The 25962-nt window shown below is 63.9% G+C and carries 17 protein-coding genes and 3 pseudogenes; 14 read left to right on the top strand and 6 right to left on the bottom strand.

Annotation, left to right across the window (positions count from 1 at the left end):
* Positions 1-276: 276 nt before the first annotated feature.
* Complete coding sequence (locus M446_RS27005; RefSeq protein ID WP_012335275.1) at positions 277-1299, bottom strand: IS110-like element ISMtsp17 family transposase; 1023 nt, start codon at positions 1297-1299, stop codon at positions 277-279.
* 209 nt (positions 1300-1508) lie between these two features.
* Between M446_RS27005 and M446_RS27000 the strand changes: the two genes are divergently transcribed.
* Positions 1509-3029 carry a sensor histidine kinase gene (locus M446_RS27000; RefSeq protein WP_012335274.1) on the top strand — a complete coding sequence of 507 codons (1521 nt, stop codon included), beginning with the start codon at positions 1509-1511 and terminating at the stop codon, positions 3027-3029.
* A gap of 122 nt (positions 3030-3151) precedes the next feature.
* Here M446_RS27000 and M446_RS26995 read toward each other — a convergent pair whose 3' ends face one another.
* Together M446_RS26995 and M446_RS37590 are read right to left on the bottom strand one after the other, a co-directional pair.
* A complete protein-coding gene (locus M446_RS26995; RefSeq protein WP_012330561.1) occupies positions 3152-4552 on the bottom strand; it encodes an IS30-like element ISMtsp4 family transposase in 1401 nt (466 codons plus the stop codon).
* 137 nt (positions 4553-4689) lie between these two features.
* Positions 4690-5115 (bottom strand): hypothetical protein, encoded by a 426-nt coding sequence (locus M446_RS37590; protein ID WP_150108738.1) that lies wholly within the window; start codon positions 5113-5115, stop codon positions 4690-4692.
* A gap of 128 nt (positions 5116-5243) precedes the next feature.
* Here M446_RS37590 and M446_RS26990 point away from each other — a divergent pair.
* A pseudogene (locus M446_RS26990) lies at positions 5244-5705 on the top strand (ABC transporter substrate-binding protein); the annotation flags it as partial.
* Between the two features lie 77 nt (positions 5706-5782).
* Here the strand turns inward: M446_RS26990 and M446_RS35930 are convergent.
* Positions 5783-5986: pseudogene (locus M446_RS35930) on the bottom strand (GMC oxidoreductase); the annotation flags it as partial.
* 46 nt (positions 5987-6032) lie between these two features.
* On the opposite strand from M446_RS35930, the gene M446_RS26985 reads away from it, so the two are divergent.
* The 6 genes and pseudogenes from M446_RS26985 (at position 6033) to M446_RS35920 (ending at position 14086) form a co-directional block, all read left to right on the top strand.
* On the top strand, positions 6033-7154 hold the full coding sequence (locus M446_RS26985; RefSeq protein ID WP_012335273.1) for an IS630 family transposase: 1122 nt from the start codon (positions 6033-6035) through the stop codon (positions 7152-7154).
* Positions 7151-7291, top strand: a pseudogene (locus M446_RS37585) (IS3 family transposase); the annotation flags it as partial. The gene M446_RS26985 and the pseudogene M446_RS37585, both read left to right, overlap by 4 nt.
* Before the next feature lie 717 nt (positions 7292-8008).
* On the top strand, positions 8009-10330 hold the full coding sequence (locus M446_RS26980; protein WP_012335272.1) for an ATP-binding protein: 2322 nt from the start codon (positions 8009-8011) through the stop codon (positions 10328-10330).
* A 43-nt stretch (positions 10331-10373) separates the two neighbouring features.
* On the top strand, positions 10374-11744 hold the full coding sequence (ugpB, locus tag M446_RS35925; protein WP_012335271.1) for a sn-glycerol-3-phosphate ABC transporter substrate-binding protein UgpB: 1371 nt from the start codon (positions 10374-10376) through the stop codon (positions 11742-11744).
* A gap of 717 nt (positions 11745-12461) precedes the next feature.
* A complete protein-coding gene (locus M446_RS26975; protein ID WP_265576437.1) occupies positions 12462-13562 on the top strand; it encodes a sensor histidine kinase in 1101 nt (366 codons plus the stop codon).
* Positions 13563-13711: 149 nt separating this feature from the next.
* Complete coding sequence (locus M446_RS35920; RefSeq protein WP_012335269.1) at positions 13712-14086, top strand: histidine kinase; 375 nt, start codon at positions 13712-13714, stop codon at positions 14084-14086.
* Positions 14087-14154: 68 nt separating this feature from the next.
* Here the strand turns inward: M446_RS35920 and M446_RS26970 are convergent, their stop codons facing one another.
* Positions 14155-15915, bottom strand: coding sequence for an HWE histidine kinase domain-containing protein (locus tag M446_RS26970; RefSeq protein ID WP_012335268.1), 1761 nt, complete (start codon positions 15913-15915; stop codon positions 14155-14157).
* Positions 15916-16864: 949 nt separating this feature from the next.
* On the opposite strand from M446_RS26970, the gene groES reads away from it, so the two are divergent.
* Both groES and groL read left to right on the top strand, forming a co-directional pair.
* Positions 16865-17152, top strand: a complete 288-nt coding sequence (gene groES / locus M446_RS26965) for a co-chaperone GroES (RefSeq protein WP_012335267.1) — start codon at positions 16865-16867, stop codon at positions 17150-17152.
* 89 nt (positions 17153-17241) lie between these two features.
* Positions 17242-18882 carry a chaperonin GroEL gene (groL, locus tag M446_RS26960; protein WP_012335266.1) on the top strand — a complete coding sequence of 547 codons (1641 nt, stop codon included), beginning with the start codon at positions 17242-17244 and terminating at the stop codon, positions 18880-18882.
* Positions 18883-19582: 700 nt separating this feature from the next.
* Here the strand turns inward: groL and M446_RS39205 are convergent.
* Positions 19583-19714 carry a hypothetical protein gene (locus tag M446_RS39205; protein ID WP_265576436.1) on the bottom strand — a complete coding sequence of 44 codons (132 nt, stop codon included), beginning with the start codon at positions 19712-19714 and terminating at the stop codon, positions 19583-19585.
* 955 nt (positions 19715-20669) lie between these two features.
* Here M446_RS39205 and M446_RS26955 point away from each other — a divergent pair.
* From M446_RS26955 to M446_RS26945, 4 genes are all read left to right on the top strand, one after another.
* Positions 20670-22448: a Rieske (2Fe-2S) protein gene (locus M446_RS26955; protein WP_265576435.1), complete on the top strand. Its 1779-nt coding sequence runs from the start codon at positions 20670-20672 to the stop codon at positions 22446-22448.
* A 55-nt stretch (positions 22449-22503) separates the two neighbouring features.
* Positions 22504-23034: a hypothetical protein gene (locus M446_RS26950; protein WP_012335264.1), complete on the top strand. Its 531-nt coding sequence runs from the start codon at positions 22504-22506 to the stop codon at positions 23032-23034.
* Positions 23035-23684: 650 nt separating this feature from the next.
* Complete coding sequence (locus M446_RS37580) at positions 23685-24662, top strand: hypothetical protein (protein WP_012335263.1); 978 nt, start codon at positions 23685-23687, stop codon at positions 24660-24662.
* Between the two features lie 26 nt (positions 24663-24688).
* Positions 24689-25930 carry a TAXI family TRAP transporter solute-binding subunit gene (locus M446_RS26945; protein WP_043701679.1) on the top strand — a complete coding sequence of 414 codons (1242 nt, stop codon included), beginning with the start codon at positions 24689-24691 and terminating at the stop codon, positions 25928-25930.
* The last annotated feature ends 32 nt before the right edge of the window (positions 25931-25962 follow it).

Raw genomic sequence — 25962 nt, 5'->3', positions numbered from 1 at the left:
TCTGATGGACAGCGCGTGCCGCGCTGCCCACAGCTCCACAGCAGAAGCAGCAATCGGAATGCCAGATCGGCCGGGAGCGCGGACGGCGAGATTGAAACGATGTCGCCGAACCTCACAGCTGCTGGCCTGTATGGAGATCGCGGATCGGATCCAAATCGCTGTCGCGCGCTCAAGGCGCTTGGCCATTCACTGGTTTTCCCGACCCCGTCTTCTGACCGTTGCGCCATACCTCTCGCCTGACCTTCCCTGCCTCGCTGACGCCTCAGGCCGTGGCGGTCACGCCGTGGCCGGAGCTCTGTAGCAGCCGCCGTGGGCCATCAAGGCCCAGACGATCCTTGCCATCTTGTTCGCCAGGGCGACGGTGACCAGCATGCGCGGCTTGCGCAACAGCATGCCGGCCAACCATGCCCCAGCTTTGTCGGGATCGCGCGCCGCGACCTTGGTCGCAGAGCTCGCGCCCAGGATCAGCAACCGTCGCAAGCTGCGCTCGCCCATCTTGGTCGTTCGCCCCAGCCGCTCCTTGCCGCCGCTGGAGTGCTGCCGCGGGACGAGGCCGAGCCAGGCCGCAAAGTTACGCCCGCGGCGGAAGGTACTGGCAGCCGGTGCCAGCGCCACCAGTGCGGCCGCGATCACCGGGCCGACACCCGGTATCGTCATCAGCCGCTTGGCCACGGCATCGTCCTTCGCACGCTGGGCGATCTCGCGGTCCAGAAGCGCGATCTGCGCCTGCAGCGCCTGCAGGGTGTCCGCGATGACGGCCAGGACCGGCCGTGCCTGGGCCGGCACGTCGGATGTCTGGTCGCGGATGACCGCGACGAGCTGGCCAACGTGCCCGACACCCTGGCGAACGACGTACCCGAACTCGGTGAGGTGCCCGCGCAGGGCGTTGATCAACTGGGTCCGCTGACGCACGAGCAGGTCGCGCGTACGAAACACGACCGCGCAGGCCTGAGCCTGCGCGGTCTTGCCCTGGACGAACCGCATTGTTGGCCGCTGTGCCGCCTCGCAGATCGCCTCCGCGTCGGCCATGTCGTTCTTCTGCCGCTTCACGAACGGCTTCACGTAAGCCGGCGGGATGAGCCGCGTGTCGTGACCTGCCAAGGCGATCTCCCGGGCCCAGTAGTGAGCACTGGCGCATGCCTCCATCGCGACCACGCAGCGCGGAAGGGTCGAGAAGAACGCCAGCACCTGAGCACGCCGAAGCTTCTTGCGAAACACGACTGTGCCACTCGGATCCGAGCCGTGAACTTGGAACACCGATTTGGCCAGATCGATCCCGACTGTGCTAACCTCACCCATGGACGCCTCCTGCAGTGGTGTTGCAACACCTCCACTCTGGCACATCGATGCCGTCAGGGGGCGTCCACCCCAACGCTGTCGAGTGACGAGCGGCCATTCCGGCGGCACTGATCAAAGGTCCGGAAGTGGCGCAGGGCGGATGATCGAACGGCGTGCATCCCGAGGCTTCAGCGCGTAGGAGGGGCGCTCCGCTGCTCTCTTTCGTCCTGATGCGCAAACTCCTGAGCAGGCTCGGCCTGCGCTTCGAAGCTCCCGCCGCCGAGCGCGCCTTCGTGACGCGCTTCACCCTCGACGACCTACCCCGCACGCGCGCGGCGATGCTGCTCGGCGCCTTCATCTACTGCGCCTTCGCCGTCTGGGACTGGATCCTCGACCCGGCGCACTGGACCGAGACCCTATTCCTTCGCCTTGCCGTCGCCCTCGCCGTGCTGCTGCCCGCGACCGCGGCGCTGAGCTGGCCGGCCGCGCGGCGCTGGGCCGAGGAGATCTACCTCGGCTACTGCGTCGTGCCCGGCTGCGTGCTCAGCCTGATCTACCTGCGGCTGGGACCTGGCTTCGACCATGCCGCCGCGGGCATGATCATCGTCATCCTGTTCGTCTCGACGCTGCTGCCGCTGCGCCTGCCCTCGCTCGCCGCGTTCTGCGGCCTGACCTGGCTCTGCTTCGCCGTGTGCGAGACCTTCGCGGTGCACGAGCGGGCGGGCATGCGCTTCGTGAACAACTTCGAGATCGGCATGGCCTACGCGCTCTCCCTCTACGCCGTCGGAGCGCGGGAGGTGCGGGCGCGGCGCCAATTCCGGACAGAGGAGGCACTTCGGCGGGAGAAGGAGCGGTCGGAGATGGCCCTGTCCGAGTTGCGCGAGGCTCAGGCCCATCTTGTGCAGGCCGAGAAGCTGGCGGCCCTCGGCCAACTCGTGGCAGGCGTCGCTCACGAGATCAACACACCGATCGGGCTGGCGCTGACCACCTCGACAGCCGCTGAGGGTGATCTCAGGCAGCTCCAGCGCGCCGTCGAGTCAGGGCAGCTGCGCCGGTCGGATCTCACGCAAGGCCTTGCCCGACTGAGCGAGGGCATGCGGCTGCTATTCTCCAATCTGACGCGGGCCGCCGACCTCGTGCACAGCTTCAAGCAGGTCGCGGTGGACCAAGCCAGCGAGGAGAAGCGCACCTTTGATCTGCGCGGCTGGCTTGAGGACCTGATGAGCACGCTCGGTCCGCTCGTGCGCCGCAAAGGCCACGCGGTGCGGATCCGCTGCGAGGACGGGATCGTCCTCGATTCCCATCCCGGCGCGCTGGCGCAGGTGATCAGCAATCTGGCGCTCAACGCCATCGTGCACGGTTATCCAGACGGCCGATCAGGCGTGCTCGACGTCGCGGCGTCTCGTTCGGGTGAGGATCGGCTGCGCATCATCGTAGCGGACGACGGCATCGGCATCCCGCCGGAGCACCTGGGCAGGGTATTCGACCCGTTCTTCACCACGGGGCGCGACAAGGGCAGCACGGGGCTCGGCCTGCACATCGTCTTCAATTTGGTCGCCTCGACCCTGCAGGGTCAGATCGCGCTGTCGAGCAGCGAGGGCGGAGGCGCGTGCTTCACCATCGACCTGCCCCTCTCCGTGGATGAAGGGGAGGTGCGCCAAGCAGCCAAACCGCAACCGGTGAGGCGCGCGACCCTCGTGTCCGTTTCCGGCTCGTCCGGACCGTTGGCCGAACCTGATGCGAACGGATGAGAGTGACCCAAAGCGGCCCCTCGCGGCAGATGTCGGGAATGTCCGGTTACGAGGGTTATCCAGACATTTATTTTCTGACGCGATTCCCTGCCACCAGTCGGCTCGCGGGTCTCTACTTGGGTTCAAGCGGTCGTCGCAACACCATCTTGCACGGCAGCCAGCACAGCGTCGAGCGCCTCTGCCGGCGTCTTCCAGTTCAGCGTCTTGCGCGGTCTGCTGTTGAGGGCTGCGGCCACAGCAGCAAGATCGTTCGCGCTGTGGGCGCTCAGATCCGTTCCTTTCGGGAAGTACTGTCGCAGTAACCCGTTCGTATTCTCGTTCGTCCCCCGCTGCCAGGGTGAGCGTGGATCGCAGAAGTAGACCTGCAGACCCGCGTCGATCCGCAAGCGCGCGTGCTCGGCCATCTCGGTACCCTGGTCCCAGGTCAACGAGCGCCGCAGCTGCTCGGGCAAGCGCGCGATCGTGCCGGCGATCGCCTCGCGCACCGCCTGGGCCCCGTGCCCCGCCAGCGCCGGGCCGTTCTTCGCACGCGGTGTCACCCCATGGCCGTCCATCGGCGGAAGATGCAGCAGCATCGTAAAGCGCGTCGTGCGCTCGACCAGGGTCCCGATCGCCGAACTCTTCAGACCCAGGATCAGATCTCCTTCCCAGTGCCCCGGCACCGCGCGGTCCTCCACCTCGGGCGGACGCTCGCTGATGAGCACCTCGGGGGTGACGAACGACCTGCCTCGGCCCAGGCTGCGGGCCCGCGGCACACGCAAAGCCCGTCCTGTGCGAAGACACGCGGTCAGCTCACGCTTCAGCGCGCCCCGGCCCTGGATGTAGAGCGCCTGATAGATCGCCTCGTGACTGATGCGCATCGTCGTATCGCCCGGAAAGTCGAGCCGTAGGCGCTCGGCGATCTGCTGCGGACTCCAGGATCGACCCCATCGCCGGCTCTGGCGTCGCCCGTGCCGCCGTCCCTTCCAGGCAACGCTAGGGCCAGGCAGAGCGCTCCCGCCCGGTGTCGCGACAGTTCCGGCGAGCCGCTCCTGCACGTACGTCCGCAGCGCTGCGTTCCCCGCCAGTTTTGCTGGCTTGGGCCGGCGTGCCGCGCGTTCAGCGTGCCACTGCGCGGTCGTGGCGCGATAGTCCAGGCCGCCACTGCGGGTCGCCGCATTGCGGCGCAATTCCCGCGAGATGGTCGACGCCGCCCGTCCCAGACGCCGAGCGACGTCCCGGACCCCGTGACCTTGCGCTTGTAGGATCGCGATCTCCTCCCGCTCAGCCAACGACAGGTAGCGCGCAGAAGGCGACTTGGATGATGGTGACAGGTGGGAAGGTGCCATTCCGCCTGCTGTCCGGAACCACCGCGAGCCGACCGGTGGCGAGATCCCGAGCTTCATCGCTGCGACCTCGCTGGAGAGACCCTGCGCGAGGAACGCCCAGAACCCCCGCCGCGTCTCGCGCAGACCGACCCCGGGACGACCCGGTGACCGCAGCTTCTCGCGAAGTGCCCGATCCGAACGCCGCCGACCTGCCATCACAACCGCCCTCCGCCAAGCCGTTGCGACGACCACTTGAATCCACCCTAGCGTCAAGCGCGTCAGCGGAAGCAGCTACCGTGGCCAAGGCGTAGACTCGTCCGGTTGCCTTGGCTGGGTCCTGATATCCTCAACATTCAACGCGCTTGGAGCTGGAGCGGCTCGGCCACTGGCGGAGGGGCCGGTGCCTCGGCATTCTCAACCCCCCGCATCTGATTACGCTGCGCCACCGTTAGATTAACCGTCTCCGCGCGGCAGGCAGCCAGCTCGGAAGACTCCAGCCTGTAGCCGCGCTGGAGACAGGCGAGGCCGGCTGTGAAGTCAGCAACCTCGTCCTCGGTTACCTCTCGGAAGAGCGTGCCGTCCCGGTAAACAGCATATCGCGCGCGGGAGCCTTTGCCACCGCGATAGGCCGAAGCTCCTTCGCCACTGGCGATCAGACGGTCCTCGCCGTGGCACGCTTCCTTGATCGATGCTTCGAGCGGTGGGATCGTCACCTGTTGCAGGCAACCACACAACGCCAGGGCCGTAGCAGCCGCTACCACTCGCCGGATCGGCATCATCGCCCCTCCCTTCCTGCACACAGCCTACGCGGGTGCTCACTGGAGTCGATGGCAGCGCCACAACAGTTGTGGTCGCCGCGAATAGCCGAAGGCTAGGACGACCACATCCGGGGACATTGCACGCCACACTCATGGGGGCGCCCGGACGGGCCGGGGAACTCGCGCGCGGCTACGAGGACCGCCTCTCGCGCGTCGCCGCCGCGGCCGAGGGCCGGCCCCGCGTCTACTTCGAGGAATGGGACGAGCCGCTGATTTCGGGCACCGGCTGGGTCTCGGACCTCGTCGGTATCGCGGGTGGGCAGGACGTCTTCCCGGCCCTCGCCCGGCAGGCGGCGGCGAAGGACAGGATCGTGCCGCCCGACGCAGTGCTGGCGGCCGCGCCCGACGTGATCCTCGCCTCCTGGTGCGGGAAGAAGGTGGTGCCGCGCCGTATCGCGGCCCGTCCGGGCTGGTCGGCCATTCCGGCGGTGGCGCGGGGCCGGATCACCGAAGTCAAGTCGCCGCTGATCCTGCAGCCTGGACCGGCGGCACTGACCGACGGCCTCGACGCGATCCGCGCCGCGCTGCGTCCCGCTGACCCTTCGCCCTGAAGATGCAGGATAAATCCACTCAGGGTGCTGTTCAGAGAAACCGAGGCACCTCTCGTCGACAGCAAAGCGCGAAAGTCTCAGCTTGCGCGAACCGGCTTCCTGCGCGGCGGCGTTTCGCCGGCCACAAAGTAAGCTACTTGGCTGCGCGGCAGGAGTGTCCGGCCGCGAATGCCGTCGGCGATCTTCTCCGCGATCATGATCGTCGGGGCGTTGAGGTTGCCCGTTACGATCTGTGGCATGATCGAGGCGTCGATCACACGCAGACCCTCTAGTGCAATGACGCATTCAGAGGATTCACCGGAGGCGTGAGCCGTGCGAGTCTGCGGCATGGCTCAGACTGTCTGTGTGATCCCGAGTGCCACCGACCTAACGCGCCTGTCCGCCATCGTCACCGATCGGGCGCGGGCCCTCAAGCACATCCAGCGCGCCCGTATCGTCCTGCTCTCGGCCGAGCGCCTCCCCGTCCTGGACGTCGCCCGGCAGGCGGGCGTCGGCCGGCCCGCCGTCTGGCGCTGGCAGCAGCGCTACGCCGAAGAAGGCGTCGAGGGTCTGCTGCGCGACAAGACCCGCCCGCCCGGCAAGCCGCCCCATTCCGCCGACACCGTGGCCGGGGTGCTCGCCCTCACCTGCTCCGAGCCGCCCGGCGAGGTCACCCATTGGACAGGTCGGGCCGTGGCGGACGCCGTCGGGATCTCCCTGCGCTCCGTCCAGCGCATCTGGGACGCGCACCGCCTGCAGCCGCATCGCGTGCGCAGCTTCAAGCGCTCGAACGATCCTGCCTTCGCCGCGAAGGTCGAGGACATCGTGGGCCTCTACATGGATCCACCGCGCCACGCTGTGGTGCTGTCGCTGGACGAGAAGAGCCAGATCCAGGCCCTGGAGCGCACCCGCCCGAGCCGAGGCGTGAGGCCGGGCCGCCCCGAGACCCAGACCCACGACTACGTCCGGCACGGCACTACGGCGCTGTTTGCGGCGCTCAACGTGCTGGACGGCACCGTGATCGGCCGCTGCATGCAGCGTCACCGCCACGACGAGTTCCTGCGCTTCCTCAACACCATCGAAGCCGAGGTGCCGGCCGGCAAGGTAATCCACGTGATCCTGGACAACTATGCCACCCACAAGCACCCGAAGGTGCGGGCTTGGCTGGCCCGGCATCCGCGCTGGACCTTCCACTTCACTCCGACCTCGGCCTCGTGGATGACCGCGGTCGAAGGCTTCTTCTCGGCCCTGACCCGGCGCAGGCTAAAGCGTGGCAGCTTCAGCGGGATCGTGGACCTTCAGGCCGCGATCAATCGCTCCATCGCCGAGCACAATCACAGGCCCAAGCCCTTCGTCTGGACCAAGCCGGCCGCCGCCATCCTCGACGCCGTCAACGGCACCGCTGCACCATCCAAATGCCAAATGAGTCACTGCACTTCTGTAACGGGCATTGGTGTCAATCCCTTCTGAGCGTCGAGGATCTACGCCGAGCCCTGCTGGCGTTTCGCCAGACCTACAACGAGACGTGGCTGATCGTGCGGCACGGGTTCCGCCCACCGGCAGCCATCCGCGCTGCGCAGCTTCCACCCGCGGCTCTGGCCGCGTAGGCTTCAGATCGGTGTCTCACAATCCACGGGCGGTACACATGCTGGCTCCACTTTTGCCAACCCCGAGGGCTGCCCAAACAGCAGGGTCCGGAACTCTGATCGGGCCTGTCGCAAACGCGAACAGGCCCGCGTTCACGAGCCGTTAGGCATACCCGCCCAGCTTGCCGCCCCTGTCCCGGAGCCGGCCGATGATCCTCAACGCCCCTGCCCTCAAGCTGTTGAGAGGCCCAAGGCGGCTTCCGGGGCCGGCATTTCGAGGCCAGTCAGATCGTGCAGGACTGAAGGCATGCCCATTGCCCTTACGCTGACATCAGCAGCGTGCTGCCGCGGCTGACTTCTCAAGCTGTAAGGCTTGGTTGATCGGCCATAAGACTTAAGCCGACACGCAAAGTTCACCTCTCTCGCAGCGAAGTACGCGCAACTGTGTGTTCACCGGGGTTGCGGGCGGGCTGGGAGGCCATGTATGTAGCCCGCGCATGAAGAGAAGGCCGCTCTCGGGAGCGGCCCGAAGTCTAGGAAGGAAACGGCCAAGGAGGGCACTCACAGACGCGACGCCGTCGCGCGGTGCATTCATTTCTTTCGCATTTTGCGGTGCACAATTCAATCTGCCTTAACGGGCATGAGAAATGCCGCGTTCTAGGCTGGACACCAATTCTCCAGATTTGCAACTCAGAAGGCGTTCCTGCCATTTGGAAAGCCTTTTACGTAAGGAGATCCATGAGATCAGCTGGCGTTTCCCGCCGCGTTTTCACCGTCGGCGCCATTCCTGTCGTTATTGCCGTTCTTATTGCTCTGGCCGCCTGGGCACTCCTGATTGAGGCGGAGCGGGCACGCGACGGAGCTGTGCTCTCAAGTGAGACATTTCACACATTCACCTTCCTTCATAAGACGCGCGACGACTATGTCGGCCGGACTTCCGTTCCCCGTGCAGCTGCGCGTAGCCACTTTGACAGGCTGGCCGCCGAGGCATCCGCTCAGCTTGCAAAGCTCCGGCAAATCGGGCGGACGGCGGATCAGCTCGCCCGGGTCGAAACCGCTAGACGCGATCTCACCGCACAAATCGAACAAATGCGTTCCCTTGTGCAGCTCGAGGGTGATCTCGAGGTTGCCTCGACCCAGATGGCGCGCCGGGCTGACACGCTTGTCGTACTAACAGACGCCGAGCGCCAGCGCCAACAGGCCCAAAATGCCCGCATGGTTTCGGTCCTCACCAGAACAGACGCTGCACTCGAGCTCAGCCAACGGGTGGTCAGTGCCCTCCGTGATCTCCGGGAGGCAATCTCGGCAGTTGAGCTGAACAAGACGCGTGTCGGGCAGCCCGTCTTCCAGATCGAGTTCGACGAGCTGGAAGCGGATATCCGGCTTCTTAACTTGACCGGCGCACAGCTACATACAGCGCTCCTGGCGGCCGAACGCGGGGCTGAGGCCGACGAGCTGACGACGCTGCTGCGGTCTTACCGCGAAAGAAGCCAGAGTGATGGCGGTCTGAGCCGTGTCATCGCCGAGGGCTTCGAACTCACGCGCGCTACGCAGTCAGGAAGCGCTCTTATCGCCTGGTGCGACAGGCTGATTCGGGAGAATGCTGATAAGCAGCGGCGTCTTCAAGCGGAGGTCGCGGCGCTGATCCGGAGCTCCGTCTCGTCGAACGAAGCGGAGCTGACGGCGCAGAGCATCGCGCTAGCAGCCCTCCGGCTTGCCCAGCAATCCGCCTCCGCTCTCGCTCGGCGCAGCATCGAGGAGGTGTCGAACGTCGTCGTCGAGGGCACCTATCTCGCTGGTCGCGCCCACAGCCTCGCAATGCCCTTGGGTATTCAGGGCGACATGATGGCCGCGATCCAGGGTTGGCGCGAAAGTCTCGCCGCCACTGTCGAAAAGGTCCGAGAGCAAAACGCCTTGATCGCCGAGATGGACCGTCGCGACACCGTTATTGCTGCAAACGCTCAGGCACTCAGCCGGGCCTTCATCGACGATGCCAACCGCTTCGGCTCTTCGATCCGCCGACTGCTCCTTGCGGGCGCAGCGGGCGCCCTGCTGCTTGGCACAATCGCTGTGGTTAGCGTCGCACGCTCTATCACGAGGCCGCTGCGCCTGCTCACAAGCAGCGTGCTGCGGGCGACCTCGGACCCGAGCATCGAGCATATTGATCTCGCCGCTCGGCCTGACGAGCTCGGCGACATCGCACGCGCCTCGAATACCTTCTTGGCCGAGCTGCGGCGGCGCGAGGACGGCTGGAGAGATGCTGCACGGCGTGCCGACGAAGCGCTGACCACCCTGCGCCAAACCCAGGACGATCTCGTGCGCTCGGAGAAGCTCGCCTCATTGGGGCAGCTCGTGGCGGGTGTTTCTCACGAGATCAGCACCCCGCTCGGAATTGCGTTGACCACCTCAACTCAAGTCCAGGTCGACTCGGCGTCCTTCGAGGCCCTTGTAAATGAGAACCGCCTCTCACGCTCACGCCTGACGCAATACGCTTCGCGAATGCGCGAGGGGGCGCAGCTGGTGACCACGAACCTGATGCGCGCTTCCGACCTCCTCTACAGCTTCAAGCAAGTAGCCTCTGATCAAGTTCTCGAGGAGCGGCGCGTTATCGACCTGGGTGCCTGGACTGAGGATCTCCTGAAAAGCTTACGCGCGCTCGCGCGGCCGGGTCGGCACGAGCTCGCGGTGGACTGTCCGGGCGATCTCAGCCTCGACACTTATCCGGGCATACTCGCCCAGGTGCTGACTAATGCTGTGAAGAACGCGATCGACCATGGCTCGCGAGAGGATCACATCCTTCGAGCAACGATCAAAGCGAGAGCCGAAGGAATGCAAGTAGCAATCGAAATAATAGATAACGGTGCGGGCATTGAACCTCAGTATCTCGATCGTGTTTTCGACCCATTTTTTACTACCGCCCGCGCTTCTGGCGGAACAGGCCTCGGTTTGCACATCATCCACAACCTTGTTGTGCACCGACTCCACGGCAGTGTAGAGATACAGAGTGCAGTAGGACAAGGTACCCGTTTGAAACTGAAAATTCCGTGCCACCTTGGGTAAGCTGAGTTAATTTCTGACTCAAAAAAACACAGGGGCAACGACAATGCATTGCTCGGTAAGTCGAGAAATCAAGATCAAAGCAACCGTTTCACGAGTGTATGTACACATCCTCAGCGGCCTCATCGGCCTGATACTGACAATGTCACCCGTCACTCCCCACGCGGCCACCGAGCTTCAGCTCTGGCACTCTCTCGACGGCGCGAACGGCGCCCTGGTGGCCCGGATAGCGGAAGAATTCAACGCCTCGCAGAGTACCTACCGGGTCATCACGATTTACAAGGGCCCGTACGCTGAGACGATCAATGGTGGGATCGCGGCTTACCGAGCGGGCGTCGCACCTCACCTCCTGCAGGTCTTCGAGGTCGGGAACGGAACAATGGCAGCGGCGATCGGCGCCGTGAAGCCCGTCTCGGAAGTGCTGAGTGCGGCTGGAAGCACGGTCGCGCCTGACGCATTCCTGCCAGTCATCGCGACCAATTACCTCGCCCGTGATGGCAGTATGCTGTCGCTGCCCTTTAACATCTCGGCAATGGTAATGTGGGTCAATCTCGACCGATTTCAACAGGCAGGTCTTGATCCTCAGCGCCTTCCCGAGACGTGGCCGCAAGTATTCGTAGCTGCTCGGGCGTTAAAACATGCAGAGCCGTCCAAGTGTGCGCTCTCGACCGCATGGCCCACATGGGCTCATATCGAGCAGCTGTCGGCATGGCACGGCCAGCCGGTCGCAAGTCGCGCGAACGGCCTCGACGGATTCGATGCTGAGCTCGTCTTTAACAAGCCGCTCCAAGTACGTCACTTGCAGAACATCGTTGATCTGAACCGCGAGGGTGCGTTCAGCTACTCAGGCCGCACGAATCGCGGGGAGGCACAATTTATTTCGGGCGAGTGCGGTATCTTTTTGACTTCCTCCAGTATGTACGGGACGATTGCAGCGCGAGGGCATTTTCGCTGGGCGATCCAACCGATGCCTTACTATCCCGATCTTGTCGATACGCCTAAAAACGCTATCCTGGGCGGTGGATCTCTGTACGTCATGCAGGGAAAGACGTCGCAGGAATATGCTGGCGTAGCTGCATTCTTGAATTTTGTATTGAGTTTCCCTGTGCAATCCCTCATCTACCGCAATTCCGGCTACATGCCAGTTACCCGCGCAGCCTACGCCGATGCTCAGGCGTCCGGATTTTACAAGCGTTACCCTATGCTTCAGGTCGCGGTTCGCGAGATAACGGATCGAGAGCCGACGCGTGAAACTTCGGGCCTGCGGCTGGGCAATATGCTGCAGATCCGCGATATTTGGGCGGATGAGATTGAGGCGGCGCTCGCCGGTACGAAAGCACCGCAGCAAGCTCTGGACGATGCAGTGGCTCGCGGCAACGCTGTGTTGCGGCTGTTCCAACGCAGAACCTCTCGATAAGCAGTGACGGCCTCGCCATTTATTTGTAAGTATCTGAAATTTTGTGAATATCGCAGCCTTCTTGCTCATATTTCGTCGCCAAGCCCGTTCACAATCATCCCCGTAGAAGTGCCGTCGTTGGATGGCGACGCTGGTCTGGGCATTAACACGCTGGTTGAACATGCGGGATAGCATTCCCTCGTCGTCCAGAAACAGTGACCGGTGACGCGCTCCGCTCGACGGCAAGCAGCAATGACGCGGGCTCGTATGGCACCGAGATCGGCGGCAAGCCCACATTCATCGCTTTGGCAAGCTGATCTCTGTAGCTAGTTGCAAGCAGAACCGGCCGGCCGGGCCGTTAGCTCCGAAGATTTTGAGCCATATCAAACTCGCTCAGCACTCTCGGCATGACAAGGCTGGACAGAACAACATCGACTCCCCGGCCCAATTTCATAATTTCCTGCGCGGCCGCTGCGTGGTCGGCCGTTGTGACTGTAGGACCTCGCTTCGCCCACCGGAGCAGGCCCTTTCTGCGCGATCCCAAATCGGCCGAGTCGCAGCCCTTTCGTGACGGAGTTTTGATTGACCGGAGGTGCACGCGGCACAAGGCTGTGAAATCGTCCATGGCCCCCGAACCCTGAACGCTCCTCATCGTTATTGTAGCCAGTGTCAAAGGTACGGCGCGTGATAGGTACGAGCGACTGCACAGCTTGGGACGAGGAGAAGCGACTGGCAGCTTTGCGCGCCTACCAGATTCTCGATACTCCCAGGGAGGACAATTTCGACGAAATCGTCCATTTAGCGGCGCAAATCTGCCGGGCACCAATGGCTGCCATCAGCCTCGTGGAAGATCGCAGGCAATGGTTTAAGGCCGAAGTCGGCCTGGGCATCAGAGAAACACCTATCAACGCTTCAGTTTGCGCCACGACAGTCATTACGCCTGGACTCTCCGTCGTACCCGACATGAGCGTGGACCCGAGATTCGCTGCCAATCCTCTGATCGCCAACTATCCTCACCTTCGATTCTATGCAGGGGCACGGCTGGAGACAGCCGACGGCCTGCCGCTCGGCAGTCTCTGCGTGCTTGACCGTACCCCCCGCGAGGGGCTGAGTAGTGAACAGGCGTCCGCGCTGATGACCTTAGCTCGGCAGGTGACAAACCAGTTTGAGCTTCGCCAGGCCGTGGCCGAACGCAACGAGGCACTCTCGATCCTACGCCAGACCGAAGCGCGGCAGCTCCTGCTCGTTCGCGAGCTTCACCACCGCACGCGCAACAATCTCGCGGTACTCCAAGCCCTGTTCGGCGCTTCAGCGCGAGCGAGTCGCAGCGTCAATGACCTATACCACTCCTTCTCCGACCGGATCGCCTCCCTCGCCCGAACACAATCGTTGTTGTCCGACGACTACTGGCAAACTGCGGGCCTGCACGACATCCTCTCGCATGAATTCGAGTGGCACATCAGCATTAGCAATGGCCGCGTAACGCTGAATGGGCCTGAGCTTGACCTTGCTGCGGACCTCGCCATCCCGCTCGGCATGGTCCTCCATGAACTCAGGTCGAATAGCGAACGCCACGGTGCACTCTCCTCAACCAGTGGCAAGGTCGAGGTGAAATGGGATCTTGTACGGCGAGACGGCAAGCGCCTGCTACATCTCGTCTGGTCGGAGCACAACAGGGTCGGAGTGAAGCCGCCGTCCCGTGCCGGCGTCGGCACGAAAATTCAGCGGATGCTGGAGGTGCAGTGCGGGGCAGAAGTGACAGTTGACTATCTACCCGAGGGCCTCACCGTCACGGTGACTGCCCCGCTTATCGAAGCAAGGCTGGTTCCTGCGTATTAACCGGTGTGGACAGCTGCGAGCTTGGCTGGCCCACGGCGGCCACCTGCGTTATTCCACGCTGATCCGCAGGAGCGCCCGCCCACCGCGGGTCGCGGCGTTTCGTCCTGAAACACCAGGGGGAGGCGCTGGCGTGAGGTGGAAGCATCGGAATGGCCAGTGTACGCGCATCGCGTGCCTGTATCCTCATCGCGGAGGACGAGGTGTTGATCGGCTTCGATCTTGCCGACCAGCTGGCACTCCGTGGATTTGAGACTGCTGGCCCCTTCACAACGTGCGCTGATGCCGAGCGGTGGCTACGTTCCAACGAGCCTGCCGGTGCGGTGCTCGACAACTCGCTTGCAGATGGGCCGTGCGATGCGCTTGCCCAGGATCTTGAGAGCCGTGGCATACCCTTCGTTGTCTACAGCGGTCATGACCACTCGAACGAATCTTCGCCCGTTTTCCAGCGCGCGCCTTGGATCATAAAACCAGATTCCATTGAAGAAGTCATAGGTCAATTGAGCAAATTGATAGATAGGAGGTAGCCGGCTCGCGCTCCGGAAATGGGCCGGTAGGAGGCAAAGCCTATGCTTTGGGCGAATTAAACACCGATCTAAACCGGTGGACTGCTCGCGTCATCATCGAGAGCGATCCCCAAGGCACACTCAACACCAGTCGGCTCGTAGCTGATGTCCACATCTCCCCGCATCTCGCTCGCTAACGTGCGCTCGATCAGACGCGTACCGAACCCTTTGCGTGTCGGGGGCACCACCGAGGGACCGCCCTGTTCCGACCAGCGCAGAATGAGGTGGGTGGGCTTCGAACCGGAAACAGACCAGCCGATCAGAACGCGACCGCTCATCGTGGACAGCGCCCCATACTTGGCCGCATTCGTACCCAACTCATGCAGCGCCATGGCGAGCGCCAGCGCAATCCGCGGTGCCAACCAGACCTGACGGCCGACGATCTGGAAGCGCGTGCCGTCCGTCCGGCGGAAAGGCGCAATAGCTGCCGACACGATCTCAGTCAGGTTCGCCCCTTCCCAACTCTCACGCGTGAGCAGGTCGTGGGCCTTGGATAAGGCGAGCAGCCGCGCCTCGAACGTCTCCGTCCGGTCGCTGGAATCTCCCCTGAACGTCTGATGGGCGATGGCCTGCACGGTGGCGAGGGTGTTCTTCACGCGGTGGTTCAGTTCGTGGAGGAGCAGTGCTCGGTGCTCCTCGGCCCGCTTTCTCGCTGTGATGTCCAGCACCACACCGACGATGTTGGCCGGCTGCCCAGCACTGTCTTCCTTGGTTTCGGCCCTCAGGAGCAGCCACCGAACGCTTCCGTCCGGCCACACGCATCGGTGCTCTGCCTCGAAGTAGCGGTCATCGCGCGCTCGCGCCTCGCTCCAGGCGGCGGTCAGCCTCTCTCGGTCACCGGGATAGTAGCGGGATCGGAATTCACCCAGCGTCGGACACGCCTCGGGCGGGAAGCCGTAGATGCGGTTGAGTTCCGCTGAGCCCTGGACCGAGTCGGTCGCGACGTCGTAGGCCCACACGGCCATTCGACCCGCGTCTAGGGCGAGGCGGAGGCGGCCCTCGCTGGAGCGCAGGGCCTCCTCGGCCTCAAGTTGGGCGGTGATATCCTGAAGCGTGCCAGCATAGCGGACCGCTCGTTCGACGCCATCCACAGGAGCAAATACGGCCTCGCCGTGTGCCAGCACCCAACGAACCGTGTCGTCAGAGGGCCTGATGATGCGATATTCATAGGGGACGCGCTCCCGAATGGCCGGATCGAGGGCGCGCTCGGCCATCTCAGTGGTACGGGGCAGATCCTGGGGATGGGTGGCGCCGCGCAGCATGTCCAGGGTGACCGGAGCGTGCGGGGAGAGACCGTGGATGGCACACGCTCGCTCCGAGTAGACCATCTCGTCGGTGAGCAAGTTCCAGTCCCAGACACCAAGCCGCGCCGCTTCCGTAGCGATTTCTAGGCGGGACTGGCTCTCTCGAAGAGCGGCGTCGGCCTGCCGAGCGTCCGTCACGTCTCGGAATGTGACGCCCAGGCCCGCGCCGAACCGAAACACGTTGAACTCAGTGATGCGGTCCGGTCGCACGGCCGAGGGTGCCTCGAAGAGGGCCGGCTCACCTGAGACCAGCACGTGCCGCCAGCGTGCCTCGATCTCACTTCCAGCGAAGGGGAGGATCAGGTCTTGAATGGGTGCGCCGAGCGCGCTCTCGCGGCCGCGGCCGAAGTGCGTCTCCGCGGCCGGGTTCATCTCGGTGAAGCACCACCGTTCATCGAGGGCGATGAAGCCGTCCCGTAAGCCGTTTAGGAGGTCTCTGAGCGGATCTGGCTCATACGCCTGCTGAACAGGCACGATGGCGAGCATCGGGCGTACCTCCTCACGGGACCGACGCGGGCGTGCGAGCCTGTGCAGCCTGCCGCTAGTCACCCTAGCTGTTCGTTAACAATCTAACCGCAAGCCGCGGGCCGGCAACTCCGGCTCGGGAGCAATGCGATTACTGTCTCGGTGCCGACCCGCTGGGCTGATGGAGGGTCGCGTTCTACACGCTCCTTCTCGCCGCCCGCTCCTCAACCACCCTTTCCGAACGCGCCTCCTGCGCCCACGTCGTGAGCAGCCACGGCACCCGCGAGTTTGCCATCGGCTTGGCGTACGGGTAACCCTGGTCGTAGTCGCAGATCCAGATGCTGGACACAATAAGAGCCCCTAACACAATCCTCCTTCGCCCCCGCTAAGTGGTTGAAATTTCAAGAGAGAAGGCGGTTTTGATAGGTGCTCTAAGTCACTCGCCCGCGCCGATCGAGAGTGCATCCCCCTACCGCCGGCACACGGTTACCCTTGCCCCGCGCCTGCACCTTGAGGATGCAGAAGCCTGCCCTTGAGCGAATGGATGGTGACGCGCTCCACCATGCCCGCTAGGACCTCGACGGGCGTGCTTCTCTCGACCTGCTCGGGCCGGACCATCTGGTTCACGCGTCCACTCGGGACCCATGGTCGGCTCCCGCTCCCTCAGCTAAGCAGGGCAAGTGTCGCGGATCCAGGACAGTGCCGGTCCAGTGGGCGTGATTGTCGTTTCTGGTTCGTTCGCTCACCAGCATCCAGACCCTAGCCCGCCTACCCCCGCTTCGCGTGACGACGCCAGCAGCAACATCGCAGACGTGCAGCTCAGAAGCGATTTGCGAAACCGGCCAATGATCGTTAGCACTCGCTCTGGTGGAGTGCTAAGACGCTTCGCGTGGAGGGGGAGGCAAAAGCTTCTCTCAAGCGGCGGCACTGACGAGCCGCTGACCTGTTCAGGCAGGAAACCGGAGGTCCCATGAAGTTTCGTCCGCTGCACGACCGTGTCGTCGTCCGCCGCATCGAGGCGGAGGAGAAGACCAAAGGTGGCATCATCATCCCCGATACCGCTAAGGAGAAGCCGCAGGAGGGAGAGGTTATCGCTGTCGGCCCGGGTGCACGCGACGAGTCCGGCAAGGTGGCCCCCCTTGACGTGAAGGCCGGCGACCGCGTCCTGTTCGGCAAGTGGTCGGGTACCGAGGTTCGCCTCGACGGTCAGGACCTCCTGATCATGAAGGAGTCCGACATCATGGGCGTCCTCGCCTGAGGCGGCCCCACGGGTTCGTGAACTTCGTCCTTCGAGGCTGCCGATTCGGGGCGCCTTGGGACTGCAATCCGACAACAAGGATCTGACCTATGGCTGCCAAGGACGTTCGTTTCTCCTCCGACGCGCGCGAGAAGATGCTGCGCGGTGTCGACATCCTCGCCAACGCCGTGAAGGTGACGCTCGGCCCCAAGGGCCGCAACGTCGTGCTCGAGAAGAGCTTCGGGGCTCCCCGCATCACCAAGGACGGCGTGACCGTCGCCAAGGAGATCGAACTCGCCGACAAGTTCGAGAACATGGGCGCCCAGATGGTGCGCGAGGTGGCCTCGAAGACCAGCGATCTCGCCGGTGATGGCACCACGACCGCCACCGTGCTGGCCCAGGCCATCGTCAAGGAAGGCGCCAAGTACGTCGCCGCCGGCATGAACCCGATGGACCTCAAGCGCGGCATCGACCTCGCCACCGCCGCCACCGTGAAGGACATTACTGGCCGCGCCAGGAAAGTTGTCTCGTCGGAGGGGATTGCCCAGGTCGGCACGATCTCGGCCAACGGCGACAAGGAGATCGGCGAGATGATCGCCCAGGCCATGCAGAAGGTCGGCAACGAGGGCGTGATCACGGCTGAAGAAGCGAAGACCGCCGTGACCGAGCTCGACGTCGTCGAGGGCATGCAGTTCGACCGCGGCTACCTCTCCCCGTACTTCATCACGAACGCGGAGAAGATGATCGCCGATCTCGAGGATCCTTACATCCTGATCCACGAGAAGAAGCTGTCGTCGCTGCAGGCGATGCTGCCGGTGCTCGAGGCGGTGGTGCAGACCGGCAAGCCGCTGCTGATCGTGGCCGAGGACATCGAGGGCGAGGCGCTGGCCACGCTGGTGGTCAACAAGCTGCGCGGCGGTCTGAAGGTGGCGGCCGTGAAGGCGCCGGGCTTCGGCGACCGGCGCAAGGCGATGCTGGAGGACATCGCGATCCTGACCGCCGGTCAGATGATCGCGGAGGATCTCGGCATCAAGCTGGAGAACGTGACGCTGCCGATGCTCGGGCGGGCCAAGCGGGTGCGGATCGAGAAGGAGAACACCACGATCATCGATGGGGCCGGGGAGAAGGCGGACATCGAGGCGCGGGTGGCGCAGATCAAGGCGCAGATCGAGGAGACGACCTCGGACTACGACCGGGAGAAGCTGCAGGAGCGCCTGGCCAAGCTCGCGGGCGGAGTTGCGATCATCCGCGTCGGCGGTTCGACCGAGGTCGAGGTCAAGGAGAAGAAGGACCGTGTAGAGGACGCCCTTCACGCCACCCGCGCGGCGGTGGAGGAGGGCATCGTCCCGGGCGGCGGCACCGCGCTCCTGCGGGCCCAGGCGGCCGTGGCCGCGCTCACGAGCGATAACCCGGATGTCCAGGCTGGCATCAAGATCGTGCTCAGGGCGCTGGAGGCCCCGATCCGCCAAATCGCCGAGAACGCGGGCGTCGAGGGCTCGATCGTGGTCGGCCAGATCTCCAACAACACGGGCTCTGAGACGTACGGCTTCAACGCCCAGACCGAGGAGTACGTGGACCTGCTCGAGGCCGGTGTCGTCGATCCGGCCAAGGTGGTGCGCACGGCCATGCAGGGTGCGGCCTCGGTCGCCGGCCTGCTCGTCACCACGGAGGCGATGGTGGCGGATGCGCCGAAGAAGGAAAGCTCGGCTCCCGCCATGCCCGGCGGCGGCATGGGCGGCATGGACTTCTGAGGTCAGCTACCTCCAAACTTGGTGGACAGGCTGCCGCGAGGCGGCCCGTCCATCTCCGAACCGGAGCCCGAGCCCAGTTTTCTCCCATTCCCCACCTGCTTCGTCGGGGCGCGTGGGCGAGACGAGCCGGAGCCAGAGGTCACGCTCGCCGACCTCGATGAGACTGACGAAGCCCCGATCCCATCGGGCCGTCCACAGCCGACCGACATGGTGGACAGGCCCGATGATCCGCCCCCTCCGCCAGGATGCTCGTTCCGAGCGATCCCGCCGCGCAGGCGCTGCTCGGGTGTGACCGCAGTCCGCTCCTTCAACTCCATGGACAGAGTGAAAGCCGTTGAGCAGCGCCGGCCTCTACAGGCGATCTCGCCGGCAGGGTCCACTTCCCACAAAGGTCCTTCGAGTCCGAGGTCGACGCTTGACGGCAGGCAGAGCGAAACGGGAGCTGCGACCCCGACATGGCGATGCACACAAGCGCCAGGACCGGCGCACTCATGATGGGGCCCTTGGGTAGCTCCGCCTGCGGTGGAGACTTTGTCCGCGCCTGATAATGGCCGGGATCCGGTCGCCCGGTGTACGCGCCGTCATCAACCACCCACTTGGTTGCAGCGTCGGGCGACTGCCCGATCCACGGGTGCAGAGTGGTACCTCGCTGGCCGCAGCCATTGGGTTCGCTGCCGAGCTCGCGAGTCGGGTGCGAGGCCTATTTCCGATTGGCCGATTTCACGGCAGCGCTAACCATGTCCTTCGTCGACGGTGCTGCCGCGCTGGTCTTGGGCACCGGCTTCTTCGGCTTCTTGGCTTCGCGGTTTCCGCGCTTCTTCTCCGAGGCCATGATCAACCTCCTCGTTCAGCGAAGCCATCATTGCATAGTCTGCCAAATGATGGGACGAAAATTTCAATACCCAGTGACAGCCGGTCTCATCGGACGCGGAGCGTGATCCCTTTCAATGGATAAGTGATAGCGGATTCGGACCCTCCTCGGGCAAGAAGCAGGTCAAATTTGTGTGTTCCTCGTACGGGTTACCGAGCAGGTTCGCTCCGATGCCAAGTTGGATTTTCGAAAGCAGCCATGCGAGCGTACTGAGAAGGATCCATAGGTTCTTCTGGTAGAGCTCGATCAATTGCTCGCATAATCCAGCGCTTGGGCCGGAGCTTCTGAGATCGAGTCATCGCTGCCTCCTGCACGATAACCAATGCTCAGACCCGATGGTTAACAGGCAGTTAAATTGGCGAGGGTTGTTAGCGGTGTAACCGGATTAAATTCACTTACTGCTCGGCTTTCTGTCAGATGCGGGTGCGCTGGCGGCGCAACTGCAATTTGGCCGAATTGGTGGGCAAGAGCGGAGCTATCGTAAGAACACCAGCGAATAAAATCTATCGCACGCCATGTCATCGCGAAATCGTAATCAATAGGTATCCAAGTCGTCCGGATCGGCGCAGCGTCTCCGCGCAATGCGCTCGACTGTCCAGAACACGTTCTACACCCGATATCACCTGATCTCCCGCCGGACATTGCACCTGTTCAGGGCTGAAACCGCGGAAACTTGTCAGAAAACTACTGTTGCGGCCTCAGATGAGGAGGACCCTGTCCCTCCTGCGACCGCAGCTCAGTTCCCGGTGTGATGCTTCCCGGAGACTACGCAACGTCACATTCCAACCACCCCCGCGACGGCACCTCGGTCTATCAGGCCGCCTTGACTGAGGCGCAGCCCGCGCGCATCGCCATGAGTGGATGGTTGCTCCATCCGCCTGCTTCAGAACACAGCATAGCTGCAGGAGGCATGCTCATGGAGGCGCCGAACAGGGAATTCTCGCTGGCGGGAAGTCTCGAGGAGCTGAGCGCGAAGGGGCGGATCGTTATGCACGGCCACCATCGCCCGATCCTGGTGATCCACGACCGCGGACGCGTCGTCGCCCTCGACAATCGTTGCCCCCACATGGGCTTCCCGCTCGAGCGGGGCAGCGTCGAGGACGGCATCCTGACCTGTCATTGGCACCACGCCCGCTTCGACCTCGAGAGCGGCTGCACCTTCGACCTGTGGGCGGACGATGTCCCAGTCTGCCCGGTCGAGGTGCGCGATGGAGAGGTCTGGGTGAGGACCGGGTTCGCCCACGCCGACCCCGTCGGCCACTGGGAGCAGCGGCTTGCGGACGGCCTCTCCCACGACCTCGACCTCGTCATCGCCAAGGCCGTGCAGGGTCAGCTCGCGGCCGAGGTGCCGCGAGCCGACATCGTGCGGCAGGTGGCGCTGTTCGGGGCGCGGAACCGCGACGGCTGGGGCGCGGGTCTCACGATCCTCACGGCGCTCGCCAATCTCCTGCCGGTGCTGCCCGAGGAGGAAGCATACCTCGCCCTGTTCCACGGCGCACGCCACGTGGCGGCGGACTGCGATGGCGCGCCGCGGCGGCGGGATCGGGCGGCGCTTGGAAGCCGGCCCGACCCGGCTGCGCTCAAGCGCTGGCTGGGGCGCTGGACCGCCGTTCGTCATCGCGAAGCGGCCGAGCGCACCGTGCTCACGGCGATCGCGGCCGGACTCGCTCCACCCGTACTCGCCGACGCGCTTCTCGCGGCCGAGACGGAGCGGGCGTTCGCTGACGGCGGGCACTCCCTCGACTTCATCAACAAGGCGTTCGAGTGTCTCGACCTGATCGGCTGGGAGCACGCGACGGCGGTGCTGCCGACTGTGGTCGGCCAGATGGCGGCGTCCCGCGGCGCCGAGGAATCGACCGCGTGGCGACAGCCCGTTGATCTGGTTGCACTCTGTGAGGAACCAGCAAGGCAATGGCCGGACCTGCTTGCTGCCCACCGGGCCGAAGGCTGGTCGAACCACGTGACGCTCGCCCGAGAGCTGCTCGGTGACGATCCAGTCAGGATCATGGACATGCTCGAAGCGGCGATCCGCGCAGGAGCCTCCCCCTCTGACCTAGGCCAATCGCTCGCATACGGGGCGGCGCTCAGGGTGGCGCGGTTCGGCAACGCCAACGAGCACGGCGACTGGGAGGCGGCGCACCATGTCTTCAGCTACGCCAACGCCGTCCACCAGTTGCTCAACCGAATCGGGACTACCAGCGCCGACGGTCGCGTCACGGCCGTGCGCAGCATCCTGCACGGAGCGATGGCCCTGTACCTTACCCGCTACCTCAACGTACCGCCGGCCCACATTCCGGGAGACGGCGACGAGCCGCTCGACGACTTGCCCGCCGACGCCGAGGCCATCCGCGCCAACTTGCTCGATGCGTTTGACCGGCAGCGGCATGTCGATGTCGCGGCGAGGCTCGTGGCCCGGCATCTCACACTCGGCCACCCGTCACAGGGACTGATTGCCACGCTCGCACGGGCGGTGCTGCGCGAAGATGCGGGCTTCCATGCTTATCAGATGCTGGAGGCCGGGATCCGGCAATTCGCGGAGTGGGGCGATACCGACGCGGGCCGGCACATCCTCGTCGCGGTTGCCCGATATCTTGCAGCCCACTCACCGACCGAACGGGCGGCGTTGCAGACGGCTGACATCGCCCGGCGCCTGATGCGGGGGAGCGAGTTGCATCGGGAGGTGAGCGCGCCTTGACGACGCGCCGAGGAGTAGAGCTGGAGAGGACCTGACGCTCCCGCGGGACCTCCGCGTGATAGGCATTCTCGCTCACATCCTCATCCAAGATCCGGGCGACATACGCGTTCGCCGCCATGAGACGCTCGGGTTGTCGGACCTGCGGGCGTTGGTGGGAAGGCTAATCGGTGTGGTTCAGCGGCTGTCGCCGGAGAACCGGGCACTGCGCGACGAGATCGCCCGGCTCAAGGGCCTGCCGCCCCGCCCTCAGACGTGCCTGACGCCCTCCGGGCTGGAGATGGCCACCGGGTCGGCTGGCCGGTCGTGGAGCAAGCCAGCGCGGCGCGGCCTGGCGCACGAGTGCAGCGCCCTCATCCCGGAGGTGATGCAGCCGGTCGCCGCGCCCTTGGGCTCGCGCTCCAAGGGCCACGAGGAGATGCCGGTCAGCGATCTTGTGCCGGAGGCCTGCGTGATCCGCTATCGGCGCGAGCGCTGGCTTGTGCCGGCCGGCTTACCGCTGGTGGCGCCGCTTCCGCCGGGGATCGTGGGTGGGTTCGGGTCGCAGCTGCGCCGCTTCCTGCTGGCGTCAGGCGACATCAGGGGCTGACCCTCTATCGCCATTGGCGCGACTCCCGCCTGAGTTGATTTTGATGAGGGTCGATGCCTTGCATCGGTCCCCAGTCTGAGGGCTGTTCGCCGGTGAGAGCGGGTCAAGGCCTTGTCGCGCAACGCGCGAGAGCGGGCAGCGCTCGCCCGGACGCGCTCCCGCCGGCGAACAACCTTAAGCAGCAGGTAGAGTGGATGGGGTCTTCCCACCGTGTCGCCAAGGGGTCAGCCCCTGACGTCGCCTGACACGTGTATCGAAACCGACCCATACGGACAGGGTTTTCGCGCCTCCGCTCGCCATCCGCACAGCCATACCCCTGCGGACGTTACGAAGGACCCGCCTCCCTCGTCGGGCCCGCCCTGGATAACAAAGCACGAAAACGGAGTGGCAGGCCCCTGCTGCGTCCCAGTTCCGTGTTTGTAACAAGCCCAAGGCTGCCAACAGTCCCGGTTGCAGCTTCCGCGAGTATCGTTCGCGAATTATATAAGCTTCACAATGAAACACAGTAATCCGCCTAGTTCATTTGAGTGATTGACATATCGATGGGATGCGAATGTGAATGCACGCATCAAAGAACTTGGATGGCGCCTGGGAACCGCAGAGGTTCCAAGAATTAATGAATTATAATAAGAATCGTGGGAGGTTCTGTCATGTCAGGAGAACTGTGCAATTCAAGATCATACAACAAAAAAGTTGCCCTGCCATTCATGGTGATGGGATCTTTTGCCTGCATCTTGAGCAATCAATCTCTTGCACAATTTGACGATGATCCATCTATAAGCTCATCATTGTCGAATAAAACAGAAATAAAGCCTGAAGAAGCCAGATTGATTACAATCAGAGCCCCTTGTGATGAGCGAATATCCGTACCAATCAAAAATCTGCTACCCGCACAAAGCAGATACTCAACAATATATTTAGTAGGGCTGCCACACGGCGCTATCGTTTCAGATAATTATCAGAGCATGACTGTGATGAACGATGCAGATTTAATTGAGATCACAACGCTGAACCTCAAAGATTTGACGTTCACTCTACCAGGCGAACTGGTCTCGCGTGCACCAGAGACGAAGATCTATGTGGGTATCGCAGGCCTCCTGCCCGCGTCCGAGACCGACAGCTCCGCTCGCGTCGAAAAGCTTTTGTCGATGGTGATCATCCCGCAAGCCTCTCTGCCTCCCTCGCCCGAGCCAAGGGTCGTTCAAGCCAGGACCGCGGCGGCAACCCCATCCCCGATCGTCCCACAAGCCGCCGGTGCGGCAGGCATATCAGGCCGCAGCGCACAGGCGGAACCGCAACCCGCCACGCCCACCGGCCAGGGCTCAGCGGCAGAACCACTCCCGAAGGCCCTCGTGGCGAAGGCCCAGCAAGCGCTGCGACTGGGCAACGTGAGTGGCGCGCGGCTATTCCTGCGGCGGGCGGCCTCGGCCGGTGACGCCGACGCGATCAACCTCCTGGGGCAAACCTACGACGAGGCTTTCCTGCACCGCCTGGGCAGTCGAGGGCTGAAGGCCGACCCGAAGCAAGCACGCATGCATGCCGAAGCGGCCGCTCAGGCTCGCCAGGGGAGCGTCCGACTCCAGGCACGAACGGGCTCCGTAGGGGTGGCAAACGGGGGGATGCCATGAGCTGCAAAACTCGGACAACGGGATTGATGGCCCTCGCCGTCTCAGCCCTCCTGCTGGCTGGCGTACCCTGCTCCCCGGCAGGCGCGCGGGATACCTCCCAAGCCGCGGGCGCGTCCCAGGCCGCAGGGAAGCAGGCCGTATTGTCGGCCGGCGAGACGGAGCATGCGATCGGTAAACGCATGAACGCCGCAACCGTCTCGGTTGTCACCGGCACGCCTGGAGGAACCTACTTCCGTGTCGGAGCGGACCTGGCCTTCGTCCTTGACGACGAGCGCCTGCGCGTCCTGCCCATGCTGGGCAAGGGGGCGGGCCAGAACGCCTACGATCTCCGGTTCCTGAAGGGCGTCGACCTCGCCTTTCTGCGCACCGACACGCAGGAGCAGTTGCGCGAAGACAAGCGCCTCGCCAGCATCGCGCCGCATATCCGCTACATCGCAAAGCTGTTCGACGACGAGCTGCATATCATCGGTCCGAACAGCGTCACGGAGGCGCGGCAGCTCGCGGGCAAGCGGGTGACCTTCGACGTCAAGGGCAGCGGCACCGATTACAGCGGCCGGGCGATGTTCCGGAACCTCGGCGTCACCGTGCAGGCGATCAATGTCGACCAACCGACCGCCTTCGAGATGCTGCGCAAAGGCGAGGTGGACGCGGTCGTCTCCGTGGCAGCCAAGCCCGTGGCGGTGGTGGCGGGTTTCGCTCCAGGCGATCGGTTTCACCTCATCCCCGCCAAGTACGGCCCTTCGATCTCGGACGACTATCTGCCGGCCTCACTGACGCGTCAGGATTACCCGAACCTCGTCCGCGACGAGGATGAAATTGAGACGCTGGCGGTCGGGACCGTGCTGGGGGTCTACAATCACCCGAAGGGATCCGAGCGTTATGCCAGGCTTGCCCGCTTCGTGGATGCCTTCTTCGGCAAGTTCGACGAGTTCCTGGCGCCTCAACGCCATTCGAAATGGCGGGATGTGAACCTCGCCGCCGAGGTCGGCGGATGGACGCGGTTCGAGCCCGCGCAGGAATGGCTTGATGCCCACCGTGAGCCGCTCCCCGGCGCCGAGTTCATGGCCTTCCTCAACGAGCGGCGTCCGAGCGCATCGGCCGACAAGGAAGGATTGTATCAAGCCTTTCTGCGCTGGCGTCGAGATCGCGGCTCAGCCGATAAGGAAGGATTGTACCAGGTCTTTCTGCGCTGGCGTCAAGATCGCGGCCATTCTTTAGCCGGTTCGCCGGAGCATAACTCATCTCTGGTGAAAGTTCAGCTTAGGTAAAATAACAACTCATGTGTTTAGATTTCGTGACA

The organism is Methylobacterium sp. 4-46, from assembly GCF_000019365.1.
Taxonomy (GTDB): domain Bacteria; phylum Pseudomonadota; class Alphaproteobacteria; order Rhizobiales; family Beijerinckiaceae; genus Methylobacterium.
Note: the sequence above shows the minus strand (reverse complement) of the source record. Positions and strands in the feature narration are given on the sequence as shown.

Excerpts from the sequence above, each read along its gene's own strand:
- M446_RS27005 (WP_012335275.1), bottom strand. The coding sequence starts at position 1,299 with ATGGGTGAGGTTAGCACAGTCGGGATCGATCTGGCCAAATCGGTGTTC.
- M446_RS27000 (WP_012335274.1), top strand. The coding sequence starts at position 1,509 with ATGCGCAAACTCCTGAGCAGGCTCGGCCTGCGCTTCGAAGCTCCCGCC.
- M446_RS26995 (WP_012330561.1), bottom strand. The coding sequence starts at position 4,552 with ATGGCAGGTCGGCGGCGTTCGGATCGGGCACTTCGCGAGAAGCTGCGG.
- M446_RS37590 (WP_150108738.1), bottom strand. The coding sequence starts at position 5,115 with ATGATGCCGATCCGGCGAGTGGTAGCGGCTGCTACGGCCCTGGCGTTG.
- M446_RS26985 (WP_012335273.1), top strand. The coding sequence starts at position 6,033 with ATGGCTCAGACTGTCTGTGTGATCCCGAGTGCCACCGACCTAACGCGC.
- M446_RS26980 (WP_012335272.1), top strand. The coding sequence starts at position 8,009 with ATGAGATCAGCTGGCGTTTCCCGCCGCGTTTTCACCGTCGGCGCCATT.
- ugpB (WP_012335271.1), top strand. The coding sequence starts at position 10,374 with ATGCATTGCTCGGTAAGTCGAGAAATCAAGATCAAAGCAACCGTTTCA.
- M446_RS35920 (WP_012335269.1), top strand. The coding sequence starts at position 13,712 with ATGGCCAGTGTACGCGCATCGCGTGCCTGTATCCTCATCGCGGAGGAC.
- M446_RS26970 (WP_012335268.1), bottom strand. The coding sequence starts at position 15,915 with ATGCTCGCCATCGTGCCTGTTCAGCAGGCGTATGAGCCAGATCCGCTC.
- groES (WP_012335267.1), top strand. The coding sequence starts at position 16,865 with ATGAAGTTTCGTCCGCTGCACGACCGTGTCGTCGTCCGCCGCATCGAG.
- groL (WP_012335266.1), top strand. The coding sequence starts at position 17,242 with ATGGCTGCCAAGGACGTTCGTTTCTCCTCCGACGCGCGCGAGAAGATG.
- M446_RS39205 (WP_265576436.1), bottom strand. The coding sequence starts at position 19,714 with ATGGCCTCGGAGAAGAAGCGCGGAAACCGCGAAGCCAAGAAGCCGAAG.
- M446_RS26955 (WP_265576435.1), top strand. The coding sequence starts at position 20,670 with ATGGAGGCGCCGAACAGGGAATTCTCGCTGGCGGGAAGTCTCGAGGAG.
- M446_RS37580 (WP_012335263.1), top strand. The coding sequence starts at position 23,685 with ATGTCAGGAGAACTGTGCAATTCAAGATCATACAACAAAAAAGTTGCC.
- M446_RS26945 (WP_043701679.1), top strand. The coding sequence starts at position 24,689 with ATGGCCCTCGCCGTCTCAGCCCTCCTGCTGGCTGGCGTACCCTGCTCC.